This window comes from Bradyrhizobium sp. LTSP885 (genome assembly GCF_000938305.1).
In the GTDB taxonomy this organism is placed as follows: Bacteria; Pseudomonadota; Alphaproteobacteria; order Rhizobiales; family Xanthobacteraceae; genus Bradyrhizobium.
Map to the genome: position 1 here is coordinate 133,353 of NZ_JYMT01000035.1, position 14,674 is coordinate 148,026.

18 protein-coding genes are annotated in these 14,674 nt (G+C 62.7%); 8 read left to right on the forward strand and 10 right to left on the reverse strand.

Going from position 1 to position 14,674, the window contains the following annotated elements; all coding sequences use genetic code 11:
* Positions 1–36 precede the first annotated feature (36 nt).
* Positions 37–861, forward strand: coding sequence for a quinoprotein dehydrogenase-associated SoxYZ-like carrier (locus UP09_RS22140; RefSeq protein WP_044540396.1), 825 nt, complete (start codon positions 37–39; stop codon positions 859–861).
* A gap of 16 nt (positions 862–877) precedes the next feature.
* Here UP09_RS22140 and UP09_RS22145 read toward each other — a convergent pair whose 3' ends face one another.
* Positions 878–1,237, reverse strand: coding sequence for a hypothetical protein (locus UP09_RS22145; protein WP_044540397.1), 360 nt, complete (start codon positions 1,235–1,237; stop codon positions 878–880).
* A 134-nt stretch (positions 1,238–1,371) separates the two neighbouring features.
* Between UP09_RS22145 and UP09_RS22150 the strand changes: the two genes are divergently transcribed.
* From UP09_RS22150 to UP09_RS22165, 4 genes are read left to right on the forward strand one after another with little or no spacing between them, the layout of a single operon-like run.
* On the forward strand, positions 1,372–2,304 hold the full coding sequence (locus UP09_RS22150; protein ID WP_245302139.1) for an ABC transporter substrate-binding protein: 933 nt from the start codon (positions 1,372–1,374) through the stop codon (positions 2,302–2,304).
* Between the two features lies 1 nt (position 2,305).
* A complete protein-coding gene (locus UP09_RS22155; RefSeq protein WP_044540399.1) occupies positions 2,306–3,043 on the forward strand; it encodes an ABC transporter permease in 738 nt (245 codons plus the stop codon).
* Positions 3,033–3,743 carry an ABC transporter ATP-binding protein gene (locus UP09_RS22160; RefSeq protein WP_044540474.1) on the forward strand — a complete coding sequence of 237 codons (711 nt, stop codon included), beginning with the start codon at positions 3,033–3,035 and terminating at the stop codon, positions 3,741–3,743. Before UP09_RS22155 ends, UP09_RS22160 begins: the two co-directional genes overlap by 11 nt.
* Positions 3,744–3,782: 39 nt before the next feature.
* Positions 3,783–4,136: a hypothetical protein gene (locus UP09_RS22165; protein ID WP_044540400.1), complete on the forward strand. Its 354-nt coding sequence runs from the start codon at positions 3,783–3,785 to the stop codon at positions 4,134–4,136.
* A gap of 210 nt (positions 4,137–4,346) precedes the next feature.
* Here the strand turns inward: UP09_RS22165 and UP09_RS22170 are convergent, their stop codons facing one another.
* The 4 genes from UP09_RS22170 to lanM all read right to left on the reverse strand — a co-directional run bounded on the left by UP09_RS22170 (position 4,347) and on the right by lanM (position 6,558).
* The gene (locus tag UP09_RS22170) at positions 4,347–4,583 is read right to left on the reverse strand and encodes a hypothetical protein (protein ID WP_044540401.1); all 237 of its coding nucleotides are present in this window, start codon (positions 4,581–4,583) and stop codon (positions 4,347–4,349) included.
* Positions 4,584–4,678: 95 nt separating this feature from the next.
* On the reverse strand, positions 4,679–5,563 hold the full coding sequence (locus tag UP09_RS22175) for a DUF6662 family protein (protein ID WP_502689070.1): 885 nt from the start codon (positions 5,561–5,563) through the stop codon (positions 4,679–4,681).
* Between the two features lie 175 nt (positions 5,564–5,738).
* A complete protein-coding gene (pqqA, locus tag UP09_RS22180) occupies positions 5,739–5,819 on the reverse strand; it encodes a pyrroloquinoline quinone precursor peptide PqqA (RefSeq protein WP_035721241.1) in 81 nt (26 codons plus the stop codon).
* A 340-nt stretch (positions 5,820–6,159) separates the two neighbouring features.
* Entirely contained in the window at positions 6,160–6,558 is a 399-nt protein-coding gene (lanM, locus tag UP09_RS22185; RefSeq protein WP_044540402.1) for a lanmodulin LanM, read from the reverse strand.
* Between the two features lie 416 nt (positions 6,559–6,974).
* Here lanM and UP09_RS22190 point away from each other — a divergent pair, with 416 nt between their 5' ends.
* Genes UP09_RS22190 through UP09_RS22200 form a run of 3 tightly spaced genes read left to right on the forward strand, consistent with a single transcriptional unit; the run spans position 6,975 to position 9,926 of the window.
* Complete coding sequence (locus UP09_RS22190) at positions 6,975–8,639, forward strand: methanol/ethanol family PQQ-dependent dehydrogenase (RefSeq protein WP_044540403.1); 1,665 nt, start codon at positions 6,975–6,977, stop codon at positions 8,637–8,639.
* Between the two features lie 13 nt (positions 8,640–8,652).
* Entirely contained in the window at positions 8,653–9,003 is a 351-nt protein-coding gene (locus tag UP09_RS22195; RefSeq protein ID WP_044540404.1) for a c-type cytochrome, read from the forward strand.
* Positions 9,000–9,926 (forward strand): substrate-binding periplasmic protein, encoded by a 927-nt coding sequence (locus UP09_RS22200; protein ID WP_044540405.1) that lies wholly within the window; start codon positions 9,000–9,002, stop codon positions 9,924–9,926. The genes UP09_RS22195 and UP09_RS22200 overlap by 4 nt, the downstream gene beginning before the upstream one ends.
* 19 nt (positions 9,927–9,945) lie before the next feature.
* Here the strand turns inward: UP09_RS22200 and UP09_RS22205 are convergent, their stop codons facing one another.
* From UP09_RS22205 to flgE, 5 genes are read right to left on the reverse strand one after another with little or no spacing between them, the layout of a single operon-like run.
* Positions 9,946–10,854, reverse strand: coding sequence for a flagellin (locus tag UP09_RS22205; RefSeq protein WP_044540406.1), 909 nt, complete (start codon positions 10,852–10,854; stop codon positions 9,946–9,948).
* Positions 10,855–10,870: 16 nt separating this feature from the next.
* Positions 10,871–12,640: a flagellar hook-associated protein FlgK gene (gene flgK / locus UP09_RS22210; protein WP_044540407.1), complete on the reverse strand. Its 1,770-nt coding sequence runs from the start codon at positions 12,638–12,640 to the stop codon at positions 10,871–10,873.
* A 26-nt stretch (positions 12,641–12,666) separates the two neighbouring features.
* Entirely contained in the window at positions 12,667–13,122 is a 456-nt protein-coding gene (locus UP09_RS22215; RefSeq protein ID WP_044540476.1) for a hypothetical protein, read from the reverse strand.
* A gap of 19 nt (positions 13,123–13,141) precedes the next feature.
* A complete protein-coding gene (locus UP09_RS22220) occupies positions 13,142–13,369 on the reverse strand; it encodes a hypothetical protein (protein WP_245302119.1) in 228 nt (75 codons plus the stop codon).
* A gap of 23 nt (positions 13,370–13,392) precedes the next feature.
* Positions 13,393–14,664 (reverse strand): flagellar hook protein FlgE, encoded by a 1,272-nt coding sequence (gene flgE, locus UP09_RS22225; RefSeq protein ID WP_044540409.1) that lies wholly within the window; start codon positions 14,662–14,664, stop codon positions 13,393–13,395.
* Positions 14,665–14,674 lie beyond the last annotated feature (10 nt).

Genomic DNA, 14,674 nt, shown 5'->3' on the forward strand with positions numbered 1-14,674 from the left:
GTCCTATAGTGATGCTGCTGCATAGGATTTGCGACCATGCCTCGACATCGCATCCAACTATTTTGCGCCGCTGGTCTTCTCGCGATCGCGCTGGGCATGCATGCCGCGCGCGCCACGGAGGCCTATGACCCCTGGCCCGGCCTCGTCCAGGACATCTTCAACAACCGTCCGATGAACGATGGCAGCGACATCATCGGCATCGAAATGCCGATGCGTGCGGAGGATGCCGCAATCGTCCCCGTGACGCTGCGCACAAGACTGTCGCCCGGCGACGGCCGCCGCGTCGTGGCGATCACGCTGGTGATCGACCAGAACCCCGCGCCGATGGCCGCGAAGTTCGAGCTAGGGCCGGACGCCAATGTCACGGAGATCTCGACCCGCGTCCGCGTCAACAACTACACCGACGTGCACGCCGTCGCCGAGCTGAGCGACGGCAAGCTTTATGTGACCAAGACTTATGTGAAGGCCTCCGGCGGTTGCTCGGCACCGGCGGCCAAGAATGCCGAGGAAGCGAAAAACCGGATCGGCCAGATGCGCTACCGGCAATTCGCAAGGCTGGGCGAGGGTCCGGCGACCAGCATGCGCGAGGCCCAGATCATGGTCGGCCATCCGAACAATTCCGGCCTTCAGATGGACCAGGTCACCCAGCTCTACATTCCGGCCTTCTTCGTCAACAAATTGCGGATCTGGCAGGACGACAGCCTGGTGCTCGCGATCGAAGGCGGCATCTCCATCTCGGAAGACCCCAATATCCGCTTCACCTATGTTTCGAACGGTGCGAAACACGTCCGCGCCGAAGCCGGGGATACTGACGGGCACGTCTTCGCGCACGAATGGAAAGCCGATGATTCCGGGACCTGACGGCGGGATGTAGCCGCTAGAAGCACCTGACTTCGGCTTCCGCCTGCGCCCGGCGCAAGTCATTGAGGGCGTTCGAAGCCTGCTCGGACGAGCGGAATTGACCGCCCAAATTTCCCTGCACCTGCGACATGCTCAAGACGGTTTCGGCCGTGACATAGCGCTCATAGGGGACCAGCGACGCGACGACATCGATCGAACAGGAACACTGCTCGATCGCCTGCCGGCTCTCGCCATTGGCCTTCATGCAACCGAACACATATTCTGCCCGTGCCGACGTCGGATAATCGTTGATGTCGTCAGCCCGTACGCCCGACCCCATCGCGGCAAACGCGACCAGGGCGGCGACAATCGGTCGTAGCATACCAGCTCGTGCCATGGTCCTGCTTCCTCTTCTCTTGCCGGAAGCTATGCTATGAGTCGAAAACAGAAAAGAAAACATTTGGGGAAGTGGCTCACGAGACGATGATTGGTTCAATTCGCACGCTGCTGGCTGCGGCCATCCTGACGTTCATGCAGGTCGCCGCCCCCTGCAGCGCGGAGACCATCCGCGTTGCATCGCAGAAAACCGGGACACTGGCCTGGGAGCTGGCCGTCATCCGTTCGCATGGCCTCGACAAGAAGGCCGACCTCGCAATCGACATTGTCGAACTCGCCAGCCCCGAGGCCGGCAAGATCGCGCTGCGCGCCGGCAGTGCCGATGTGATGGTGTCCGACTGGCCCTGGGTGTCGCGCGAGCGCACGCTCGGCGCCAAGCTGCAGTTCTATCCTTATTCGAGCGCGCTCGGCGCCGTGATGGTGCCGTCGGCGTCCCCGATCAGGACGCTTGCCGATCTCAAAGGGCGCAAGCTCGCCATTGCCGGCGGGGCGATCGACAAGAACTGGCTGTTGCTCCAGGCGGCGTTGAAGCAGGACGGCATCGACCTGAAGTCACAATCGACCATCGTCTATGGTGCGCCGCCGCTGCTCGCGGCCAAGACGCTCGACGGCGAGATGGACGCGGCGCTCAACTACTGGAATTTCTGCGCCGCGCTCGAAGCCAAGGGCTTTCGCCGTCTTGCCGGCATGGAGGACATCCTGCAAAAGCTCGGCACCAAGGGACGCATCGCGATGATCGGCTACGTCTTCGACGAAACCTGGGCCAATGCCAACAAGGACACGGTGGCCCGATTCATCGCGGTGACGCGCGCGGCAAAGGAGATCCTCGCCACGTCGGATGCCGAATGGGATACGATCGCCCCGCTGACCGGCGCACCCGATGCCACCACCCTGCATGCCTACCGCGACCGCTATCGCGAAGGCATTCCGCGCCGCTCGATCGCCGACGAGGAAGCCGATGCGCGCGTGCTCTACCGCGTGCTGGCACAGGTCGGCGGCCGCGACCTGGTCGGCCCGGCGAGCGAGCTCGATCCCGGCACCTTCTATCAAGCGATCCCCGGAGACTGATGTGCTGCGTCTGTTGTCATTCGCGCTGTTCGTTGCGACCTGGTGGATTGCCTCATTCCTGGTCGGAGAGACGAAGCTGCCGGCGCCGCCCGCGGTCATGACCGCGATGATGTCAGAGGCGCGATCCGGCGCGCTGTTTCTCAATCTCGGTGTGACGCTCGCCCGTGTCGCACTGGCTTTCACGCTTGCGATGGCCCTCGGCTCGGCCATCGGCTACCTGATGGGCCGTGTCAGGCTGGCCAACCGGCTCGGCGATCCCTGGCTGATCCTGCTGCTCAACCTGCCCGCGCTCGTCGTCATTGTGCTGGCCTATATCTGGGCCGGGCTGACGGAAGTCGCCGCCATCGTGGCCATCGCCATCAACAAGCTGCCGACCGCAGTCGTCACCTTGCGCGAAGGCGCACGCGCGCTTGATCCCGCGCTGGACGAGATGGCAACGGCCTTTGCGTTGCCGCGTGGCCGCGCCTTCCGGCATGTGATCCTGCCGCAGCTCGCGCCCTACATTGCGGCTGCGGCGCGGTCCGGGCTCTCGCTGGTCTGGAAGATCGTGCTGGTCGCCGAGCTGCTGGGCCGGCCGAACGGCGTCGGCTTCGAGATCGGCGTCGCGTTTCAGCTGTTCGACATTCCGCTGCTGCTGGCCTACTCGCTGAGCTTTGCGGCCGTCGTGCTCGTGATCGAAATCCTGCTGGTGCAGCCGTTTGAAACCAGGCTATCGCGGTGGCGGCTCCGTGCAGCTTGACGTCGATATCAGGAGCAAGAGCTTCGAGAACGTGGCCGGGAAACGGCACGACGTGCTTGATGGCATCACATTTACGCTGAACGCCGGCGAAGTCGGCGTGGTGTTTGGCCCCTCCGGTTGCGGCAAGAGCACGCTGCTGAAGATCCTCGCCGGGCTCGACCACGATTATCAAGGCCAGGTGGCGCGCCCGCCCGGCGCGCGACTGGGCATTGTGTTTCAGGAGCCGCGGCTGCTGCCCTGGCGCTCGGTCGAAGAGAATGTGCGGCTCGTCGCCCCGCATATTGAAGACATCAGGCTGTCGACCCTGTTCGAGGTGCTGGAGTTGAGCGCCCATCGCAACCATTTTCCCGGCGAGCTGTCGCTCGGCCTCGCCCGCCGCGTCGCGCTGGCGCGTGCGTTTGCCGTCGAGCCTGATTTCCTGATCCTCGATGAGCCGCTCGCGTCACTCGACAATGCGCTTGCGGGGCGGCTCCGCGACCAGATTGCGACGCTGGTCGCCAGCCGACAGATGATGACGCTGCTGGTCACGCATGATCTCGATGACGCAGTCCGCCTCGGCGACCGCCTGTTCTTCCTGTCGGCACGGCCGGGACGAATCCTTCACGTCGAGACGATCGCGACGCCGCGTGCGAAGCGAAGCGAGCCGGAGATCGACGAAATCAAGATGCGCCTCTCGCAGTTGGACCTTGCAAATATGTGAGACGCGTTCATCTTTGCGCAAACTCCAGGGAGGTTTCCGATGTCGCGTGTGTCGATCGTTGTTGCAGTCTCATTGCTCGTCCTGCCCGGCGCGTTGCTCGCGCAGACCAAGGGCAAGGGCATTCGCCTGTGGAATCTGACCAGCGCGACCATCTCGGGCTTCGAGCTGTCACCGGCAGGCAAGACTGAGTGGGGACCCAACCAGACGCTGAACGACAAGGACAAGGAGGTCGACCACGACGAGCGCCTGCGCATCACCGGCGTTGAGCCCGGCCGTTATGATGCAAAGGTCAGCTACAGCGGCTCAAAGCAATGCTTCGTCCGCGATATCGAGATCAAGGCCGACGCCGTGTTCTCGGTCTCCGACAAGGATTTGAAGGACTGCAACAAATAATATCCAGAGCTTCGTTCCGATGAAGGAGTTCCCCCGCCGCAAGGGGCGCGTTCCCAAAACATCGAAAACAACCCCATGCAAAGTAGCCGGCGGCTGCCGGCGTTCGACAAGGCAACTGTCGACAAGGCAACTTGACACGTCGGGCAACTCAGGGATATATTTCCAATATTCCGAAATCGTATATCCTACTCTCCCACACCAAAGCGATACCTAGGCCGCCGGCGTGTCGCCGCCGGCACGGGCGTGGTCGTTAGGATGCGGATATTCGCAACGCCATTTCACCGCGGTCCATTTCGGATGCTCGCCGATCCATTGCGCGATGTAGGGCTGCGCGGCCATCGCGCATTGCTGCAGCGAACCGTTCCAGTCGTAGACCAAGTGCTGCTCCTCGCAGGTCGCGGGCGACAGCACGGCACATACGGTGATGATCAGATCAATCGGATTCATGCGTAATCCTCAAGCGTGCCTCCCTGTCCATAACACGGTGAAATTCGCAATCGGGCCATCGAGGGTTTCACAGCCTCGTGAGAGGACGCGGGAACCTAGAAATTGACGCCGAACACCAGCCGTGCCTGGTGGCGTTCGAAATTGACGAGATCGAGCGCGGCGTTCGACCCGGCAAGGCGGCCCCAGGCCTGGACGCTCCAGGTCGCGGTCAGGCGTGAGCGGTCGGAAATCTGGAAATACGCCGTCGGACCGACGAACAGCGCCTGCCCCGCGAGATCATCGAGGCCGATCCCGCCATACTTTCGAAAGTAGCGCACTTCGCCGCCGAGCAGAATGTCCGGCCGCACCTTCGCCATCAGCCCGAACGCCGCGCCGATAGTAGAGTCCTGCTCCGCGGCACCCGTCAGGGCCACGCGCGTCCACTCCGGTTGATAGCTCAGGTTGATGGCCGCCACCGCAACATTCGGGATCACCTCACGATCGAACGCCAGCGTGAACTCGGTGCCGTAGCTGCGGACCACGGCGGCCGTCGTCTCATCGACGCGGTCGGCATGCGTTTCCACCGCCAGCGTCATGCCGAACGGCGCGCCCTCGCGACCGAGAAACCGGTAGCGAAGATCGACCGAGACGTTCTGCCACGACAATTGGCGGCGATCGTCGAAACCGGGGACGCCGTTGATGTCATGCGCCATGAACGTGGTTCCGAGCTCGACGCGAAAATTCTGCACGGGGACGAACTCCAGCTCCAGTTGCTGGTTGAAGGCACGATAAATACCGCCGTCCTTGGCGAAGCTTCCGGTGGTCTGGCTCTGGAATTCGCGCTCACCGACAGTGCCGACGTCGGAGCCGATCATGAAGCCGAAGATGTGCTCGGTATCGATGTCCTCGGCTTGCGCAGCGAGCGGCAGCAGTGCGGCAACAGCGATCGCCGCTGCGCGGTGCGCGCGTGTTCGACAGAGAATTTTGATTCCGGGAAACACCCGACGTGAACTCGCACCGTTGCCTGGAAGTGGACCCTAGGACAAACTGCGGCCGGTCGGCAAATCGAGCGCTTGGCTCAGCCAAGGCTAGCGGCAATCGATGGTTCAGGACGAAGCGCGACGCCTGCCACGGCTCGATGCAGCACGCTGCACGAGCCGGGCAGATCGCCTCAAGTCACTTGCGCGCTGCGCAGGCGTACATGTTGATTTCCATGCCCACCGGCACTTCGACGATCTTCGGAGTTTTCCAGGTCATTCAGGTGCTCCCAAGCAAATTTGGCGTGAAATTGGCGCCGCGGCGGAAGCTAGGACCGCCTCCGGCACGGTGCAAGCCGCGATGGCGGCGGCCGACTTCACTGCTGGGCATGCCACCTTGTCCGGTAGCCTCATGACGTCAGCCTGGATTCGAACCAGTCAGGAAAGTCAGACATTGTTCTGTCAGGCTTTTTCCGACCGCGGCTGCGCCACGAGCGAGCTAGCAGACCGGCTCATTCCGCGCGAGTCTTGTCCAAGAGTGAAATCGCAACTTTTTTTCTTGTGTGCCGGACGTTCCCTACGCCCGGCTACCAACACCCCACCGCAACCGGCGCCTGAGCTTATCTGAGCAGGCGCAGCAACGCCCGGCCGGCGTGCGATTTCAGCTCCTTCGCATCCAGCGTTCCGTCCTTGTCGGGATCGGCAGCGTTGAAGCGTTGCTCGACGATCGCAAGATATTCATCGAGCGTCAGGGTGCCATCGTGATCGGGATCTGCGGCAGCCAGTTCCTTTGCGGTCAGCCGCCCCCGCAATTCGCGGACGTCGAGCGTGCCGTCATGATCAGGATCCAGCTTAGCAAACAGGTCGGCAGCGGCCTTCTTGGCTTCGGCAAGATCGACGGTGCCGTCATTGTCCGGGTCGAGCTGCTTGAGCGCACTGCCACGGCCGGATGCCGCCAATACGGGACCGGACAGGACTGCCACAGCCAATGTCAAAGCAAGCGATCGGCGCGATATCATCTTTCGTCTCTCCTGAGGGGAGGCCCCGACAAGGATGCGGAGCTTTGCCTGTAAGTCGTGACCGACCATAACAGTTTCGGCGCGCGTGCGCACGAACCGTAGGATTTCCGTGATGTCGTCAGGTTTCGCGTGGACGCACAAGATACTTGTGATCATCTCCCCCGCTCGCGATTGCATCGCAGCATGAGAGCCCGTGAGGTCAGTGCGGAGCGAATGGCGCCGCAGCTGGCGTTGAGTATTCCACGCTGCGGTAAGCCGTGGATGCATTTGCGAAAATCCGCATGCGCGAAGGCTGCCCATTCCGGCAGCAACACCTTGCTCGCGATTTCGTGTTGACGCGTTTTGGTTTCCGGCCGATGGTTGCACCTGCAACGTCAGGAATAGGCGTGCATAAAAAGGTCCATTGGGAGGAAGTGATGAAACGCATTGCGCTGGCCGCAAGCCTCGTAATTCTTGCATCCTATGGTGCAAGCGCCCAGACCAACGAGCAGTTGGTCAAGGGGGCGACTGATACATCGAATGTTCTCAACTACGGCATGGGTTACAATCTTCAGCGCTTCTCGACGCTGAATCAGGTCAACAAGGACACCGTCAAGAATCTGGTTCCGGTCTGGAACTACAGCCTCAACGACGACCGCAGCGAGGAATCGCAACCGATCGTCTATCAGGGCGTCCTCTACGTCACCACGCATAGCGCCACGATCGCGATCGACGCCAAGACCGGCAAGCAGATCTGGAAGACCAAGGTCGAATATCCCGCCGAGACTCCGCGAATCGTTTGCTGCGGCATCATCAACCGCGGCGTCGCGATGTATGACGGCAAGCTGTTCCGCACCACGCTCGACGCCAACGTGATCGCGCTCGATGCCAAAACCGGCAAGGAGTTGTGGCGGCAAAAGGCAGCCGACATCAAGGAAGGTTATTCGATGACGGTGGCGCCCTTGGTCGCCGACGGCGTCGTGATCACCGGCATCTCCGGCGCCGAATTCGGCACCCGCGGCTTCATCGACGGCTGGGATCCAGCAACCGGAAAGAAACTCTGGCGTACCTACACGATCCCGACCCCCGACGAGCCGGGTGGCGACACCTGGAAGGGCGACACCTGGAAACTGGGCGGTGGATCGACCTGGATCACCGGCTCCTACGACGCGGAGCTGAACACGGTCTATTGGGGCATCGGCAATCCCGGACCGTTCAATGCTGCGGTACGTCCCGGCGACAACCTCTACACCTGCTCGGTGCTCGCGCTCGATCCGAAGACCGGCAAGATCAAGTGGCACTACCAGTTCTCGCCGAACAATCCGTTCGACTATGATTCGGTCGCCGAAATGGTGCTCGCTGACATAAACGTCGAGGGCAAGCCGACCAAGGTGCTGATGGATGCCAACCGCAACGGCTTCTTCTATGTGCTCGACCGCACCAATGGAAAGCTGATCGCGGCCAATCCCTATGTGAAGGTCAATTGGGCCTCGGGCGTCGACCTGAAGACCGGTCGGCCGATCGACACCGATATCGTCAAGGATGCGCGTGACGGCAAGAAGGTCACCGTCTATCCGTCGATCCTCGGCGGCAAGAACTGGGAGCCGATGTCGTACAATCCGCAGACCGGCCTTGCCTATGCCAATACGCTCGCGTTCGGCGGCAAGTACAAGTCCGAGCCCGCGACCTACAAACAGGGCGAGTGGTATGTCGGCATGGACCTGACCGATCCCTGGGAATGGGGTGATGGCCCGCGCGGTCACCTCAAGGCGATCGATCCCATGACCGGCAAGGCGAAGTGGGAAGCGGCAAGCGACATTCCGCGCTTCTCCGGCGTGCTATCGACCGCAGGCGGCGTTGTGTTCACGGGCGCATTGACCGGCGAATTCGAAGCCTTCGACGCCGACAGCGGCAAGAAGCTCTGGCAGTTCCAGACCGGCTCCGGCATCGAAGGACAACCGGTGACCTGGCAGCAGGACGGCGTGCAGTATATCGCCGTCACCAGCGGCTATGGCGGCGTCTATTCGCTGTTCTCCGGTGACGAGCGGCTCGCCAAGGTACCACCCGGCGGCTCGCTGTGGGTCTTCGCGGTCAAGAACTGAGCGCAGGACGCACGTGACTGAAAGAGTAACTCTGTTGACGGCGGCGATCTTCGCCGCCGTCGCGACAGCCTCGGTCGTGCTGATCCCGGCTGCCGCACAACAACCAAGCGCCAGCGAGCTGCAGGGTCAAGCCGATCAAGGCAGAGTGACCTACGCGAAGAACTGCTCGCACTGCCATGGGCCCAACATGGTCAACTCCGGCACCATCACGCCGGACTTGCGCGCATTTCCCGACGACAGAGCGCGCTTCCTGACCACCGTGAAAGGCGGCAAGAACGGCAAGATGCCGCCATGGGCCGATATCCTCAGCGAACAGGAGATCGCCGATGTCTGGGCGTTCATAGCGAGCCGGAGGACTCCATGAGAGCTTTCCTTGCGGGGGCGGTGACGGTGCTCCTTCTTTCAGCGGCGGCGACGGTGCATGCCGCCGACGAGCCGCTGAAGGTATGTCTCGACGAGGATCTGCCGCCGCTGTCTGCACATCATCGCGGCAAGCCCGACTCCGGTTTCGACGTCGCGCTCGCGCAAGCGATCGCGGAGCGTCTCGGACGCCCGCTCAAGATCCAGTGGTTCGAGAGCAAGCTCGACGAGGATTCGAGCCCTTCGCTCGAGGCCAACGCGCTGTTGTCGGACGGCCGCTGCTCGCTGGTCGGCGGCTATGCCCTCACGGAGGACTCCCTCGCCGTGCCCGGCGTCAAGACGGCAAAGCTGCCGGACTTCGACGGCGCCACGCGCGACGATCGCCGCCGGCGTATTCCGGTTGGCGCGCTGATACCGAGTAAGCCTTATATCTATTCGCCCTTGACCATCGTCCTTGGCCCCAAGGCCAAGGACCGCAAGATCACCGGCGTCGGCGATCTGGCTGGCCTGCGCATCGCGATTGAAAGCGGCACGCTGGGCGATGCCATTCTCATGACCTTCGACAAGGGGAAGCTGATCGACGACATCACACACCTTGTCCCGGGCCGCAGCGATCTGCTGGGCGAGCTCGAGCACGGCGAGCTTGATGCGACGCTGCTTGACTTGCGCCGGTTCGATGCCTACCGCGCAAGTCATCCCGACACCAGGATCACAGCTTCGGGTTACGAATATCCGATCGGCGCCAACCGCGGCTATGTCGCCCTCGACAGCGACCGGGTGTTGCTGGACGCCGTCAACAAGGCGCTCTCGGACCTGCAGGCTGCCGGCACGATCGCCCAGTTCGGCCAGGCCGCCGGCCTGACCTACCTCGCTCCGCGCGAGCCCTTCGTCCTCGGTAATGTCTGGCTGAAGGTCTTGAACCGATGACGCCGGCGGGTCCGGCCGCTTACTTCAGATAGCTTGCGAGGCTGAGGCTCTGGATCTTGGCGATCGCCGAATAGGACGCCGTGAGCTGGGTCTGATAGGTCGCAAGTTGCGCCGTGACGGCGGCGACGTCGACATTGGTGAGGTCGCCGGACAGGGTTTGGGTGAAGTTCTGGTAATCGGTCTGGCTCGCACTCGCCGTTTCGATTTGCGACGCCGAGGTTGAGAGCTTTGCCTGGACCGTGGACACCGAATCCAGCGCGGTGCTGGCGAGATCGAGCGCCTGCGTGATATTGCTCGACGTCAGCGTCGTGCTGTTGCCGACGAACTTCAACAGCCGCATCACCTGCTCGAAGGCCGGGTTGTCGGCGGTGACGCCGTAGGGGACCGTCTGGCTGTCCGAGACACGCACCGATGCGATTTCGCTGTCGCCCTTGTAGTAGCTGGTGTCGGCTGTGGTCAGCGAACCGGTACCGGTCGCAAAGCTGGTCAGGTCGGCCGGCGCCGCGTCCGTGTCGGCGCCGCCGAAGATGTATTCACCGTTGTATTGCGTGTTGAGCGTCGCCCCCATCTGCGACAACGCCTGCTGGGCATAGTTGATCACCGACGCGGTGACGGTGCTGCTGCCGGTGGTGGCGGCGCTGAGCTGGGTGCGAAGCTGCGTGATGATGTCGGTCATCGACCCGACCGCCGAATACATCACCTGCACCTTGTTGTCGGCGAGCTGCGCGGCGTCGATATAGGACTGCGAACGCGTCACCGAGACCTGCAGGTTGACGACTTGTCCGGCGCTGGAACCGTAACCGCCGAAGTCCTGCGACTTCAGCCCGGAGGATTCCTGCTCCTGCTCATTGGCCATCACCGCCTGCACGCGTAGCGCGCTGGTGATCATCAGGTCCGACTGCGCGAAGGTGGCAACACGCATCACCATGACAGCAACCTCACTCTCAGCCCGAGGCCTGCACTGCGGTGATCAACGACGTGAACATGGAGTTGATCACCTGCAGCAATTCGGAAGCGGCCGAGTACTTGTTCTGCAGCGAACTCAGGTTCGCGGTCTCTTCGTCAATATTGACGCCGGACTGCGACGATAGCGAATTTGCGTAAGTCGATTGCGTCGTCTGCTTGGTCGCGTAAGTTGCCGATGCCTGCGTCGCCTTGCTGGCGGCGCTGGCCACGATCGAGGCGGCGTAATCGGTGAACGAACCGGTGGTGGCCCCCAACCCGCCGGCCATCGCAAAATTCGTCGATCCCGTCAGCGCGCTCTCCAGCGCGTTGACGACCGTCGCCGAGCCGGACGCCAGGACTTGATTTCCAACAGTCAGCGTAGCGGAGCTGTCGAGCGTCGCGGTCGGCAGCGCTGCTGCTCCGCTGAGAAGGTCGCTGCGAACCGCGATGTCGGATGCACCGGTCCCCGTCACCAGATCGTTGAGGCCGAAATAGTCCGACATGCCTTCGCCGGAACTCCCGACCGAGCTGGTCATCTCGTTGATCGAGACACCGTTGCCCGAGCCGGTTGCCGTGAGCGTCAGCTGCCCGGTCGAATTGATCGATGCCGAAACCCCCGAGGTACCGCTATTGATCGCAGAGACGAGAGCGCCCACGGTCGTATAGGACGCCAAATTAAAGTCCTGATACGATACGAGATTGCCGCTCTGGCTGGCAACCGCGATACGCACCGTGCCGGTCGCCGACAGCGCCGCAGTGCTGCTCGTCGTTGCCGTTCCCGTCAGGCTGGTCGGCGGCGGCACCGATGTGCCCTGGTTCGACACGGCGTTGAGGCTCGATTTGAGCTGCTGGGCAAGCTCGTCGAGCTGCGACTGCGCGCCCGGCAGCGTTTGGTCACGCAGCGTGATCAGAGCGCCGACCTTGCCGGAAGATATCTGCGAGGTGATGTCGACGCCGTTCACCATGATGCCGCTGAAGCCGCCGCCGCTGTAGGTGGTCGACGCCGCGACGTTCGACGCCGGCGTATAGCTCAATGGGTGCGCCGTACTGTCAACCAGCGCCTGCCCCGAACCGGTATAGACCTGCAGATCGCCGTTCGATGCCGTGAAATAGCTCACATTCATCATGGTCGAGAGGTCTTGCAGCGCGCTGGTGCGCTCGTCCTCGAGGTCGGCGGTCGACTGACCCGACGCAGCCACCTGCTTGATCTGCGCGTTCAGGTCGTTGATCTGCTGCAGGTCTGAGTTGATGCCGGTAACCGAGGACGCAATATCCTGGTCGGCGTTGCTACGCAGCGTCTGGATGCCGCTCGAGGTCTGCTGCAACTGTGTCGTCACAGCATCGAGTGCGCTGATTGCATTGGACTGCAGCGATGGGCTGCTCGGCGTGCTCGCCAGCGACGACAGGGCCGACTCGAGTGACGCCAGGCTATTGGCGAGCGAGGTGCCGGTCGAGGAGCTGGCGGCGCTCGTGCTGCTGCCGAAGAGCTGTTCGAGTTGGGTGAGGTAGCTGTTACTGGTGTCGGCGGAGCCGAGATCGGACGTAGCCCCGACCAGCGCCTTCAGGAGCAGCTTGTCGACGGTGCTGGTAATTCCCGTGACGACGACGCCGGTACCGACGCCGGCGGTCACGCTGCTGGCCTGGTTGGCGGTCTTCTGGGTGTAGCCCTTGGTATCGGCGTTGGAAATGTTTGCCGAGGCCACGCCGATTTGCACCTGCGTGGCCGCGATTCCGCTAAACGCAATACTTGCAGCGCTACTGAGCGACACGGCTAACTCCCCTCGCGCCGGCCCGATCAGGCCCGGACGTTGGTGCCAAAGGACATCGACGGGGTGACGCGGCGACCCGCGGCACCGTAGGGCGACACATTGGCGATCTGCTCGCGGATCGCGTGCATGATCGCCTCGATCCGGCGGTTGCTCGCATCGATCGCCGCGCGCAGCCGCATCACGTTCTCGTCCATGGCCGCCCGAAGCCGCAGGATGCGTTCCATGAGCTGCTCGCGCAGCACCCGATCCTGGACGTTGAGGCTCGCCGCCTTGCCGACCGCTTCGGCCACGGACTGCTCGAACAGCGTGGCAAGGCGATTCTTCTCGTCGACATGCTTCAATCGCGAGGCAGGCAAGCCCTTGGCGAGCTCGACGTTCTCCTCGTTGACGATCTCGATCAGGCCGTCGATCAGCGCGATCAGCGATCTAGCGCGCTCGTCGTTGCCCGCGGGACTGATCTTGGTATTGCGTGCCGGTGTCATCTTGTCGCTCCCGTTCATGCTAGTGTCCGCGACGCAGGGCACGGACGGATCGTGCATTGCGCCCATAGGCGGTGATCGCTGTAGCCCGGACCGTGGCCCGGTTGATTTCCCCGTCGATCCGCGTGCATTCGCGCATCAGCAGGTCTCGCAATGTTCCGATGTCGTCGAGCAGCGCACGGAGTTGCGCCCGATCGTCGGGGCGAACCGAAGCGGCCTTCGCCTTCAGCCGCTCAAGCTTGACCAGCAAGCGGTCATTCTTCCTGGCTGATATCATCGCGACACCGCCGAAATCAGCGTATCGAACATCTTGTTGACGGTCGTGATGACCTGCGAGGCTGCCGAATAGGCCTGCTGCGCCGAGATCATGTTGGAGAACTGGCCACTGGTGTCTGTGGTGCTCGATTCCAGCTCGCTACCGTAGACCGTGCCGGCGCCGTTGGAGCCCGAGGTCTGCAGCGTGGCGTTGCCGGACGTCACCGTTGCGGAGTAGATGCCGTCGCTGGCCGCGTTCAGACCATTCGGATCGCTGAAGGTCGCAACCGCAATCTTGTAGATCGCGATCGTCTGGCCGTTGGAATAGGTGGCATCGACCACGCCCCCCTTACCGATCGAGATGCTGCTCAACTTGCCGTAAGGAAGGCCGTCGGGCGTGATGCCGGTGAGATCGACCGAGGGCGTCGTCTCGCCCGATGCATATTGGGTCAGGCCGTCGGTCTTGTTGGCGGTGCCGAGGTTGAGCGCGATGCTGCTATTGGTGGCCCCGTCGGTCCAGCCGGTCACTGTCATTGTCGGCGGGCTCGGCGTCGTCGACTTCAGTGACCCGTCACTGTTGAAGACGATCGCTACCGTGCCAGTGCCCGCCGTGCCGGTGGTGGTGCTCGAGTCGGACGCGAGCGTCGGGTTGCCGAAGCTTGCGCTCCAGGTATTGGCCGCGGTTTTGTCCCAGGTAATCTGAACCGAATTCGCCGTCCCGAGCGAGTCGTAGACCGTCATCGAGCTGGTGAAGGTCGCGCCGATCGCGGCGTCCGACGGCAGGTTCGCCGCGATCGTCGCCTTGGTGGTCGGACTGCCGCTGGTGGAGGCAACCTGCGTGTTGATCGGCGACAGGCTCGAGGCCGAAGCGTTGCCGACGATATTGCCCTGCGCGTCGGTGCGCCAGCCCTCGAGGTAATTGCCGTTGTCGACGAGATAGCCGGCATTGTCGGTGGTGAACGCACCGTTGCGGGTATAGCCGGTGGTGCCGCCAGACGTCGCGCTGGTGGTGACGAAGAATCCAGAGCCCTGGATCGCGACGTCGGTCGCGTTGGTGGTCGCGGCCAGCAATCCCTGCTGGGTGATGTTGGCGCGGCCGGACACCGTGACGCCGCCGGACGTGTATGATGTCGCGCTGCTCGATGCCGTCACCAGATCGTCGAACATTGCCGACGTGGTCTTGTAGCCCGTGGTATCGGCGTTGGAGATGTTGTCGGAAATCATTGCCAGCGACTGGCTCTGCGAGTTGAGCGCCGAGATCGCCGAGGAAAGTGCACCAGTCAAACTCATGATAAAACTC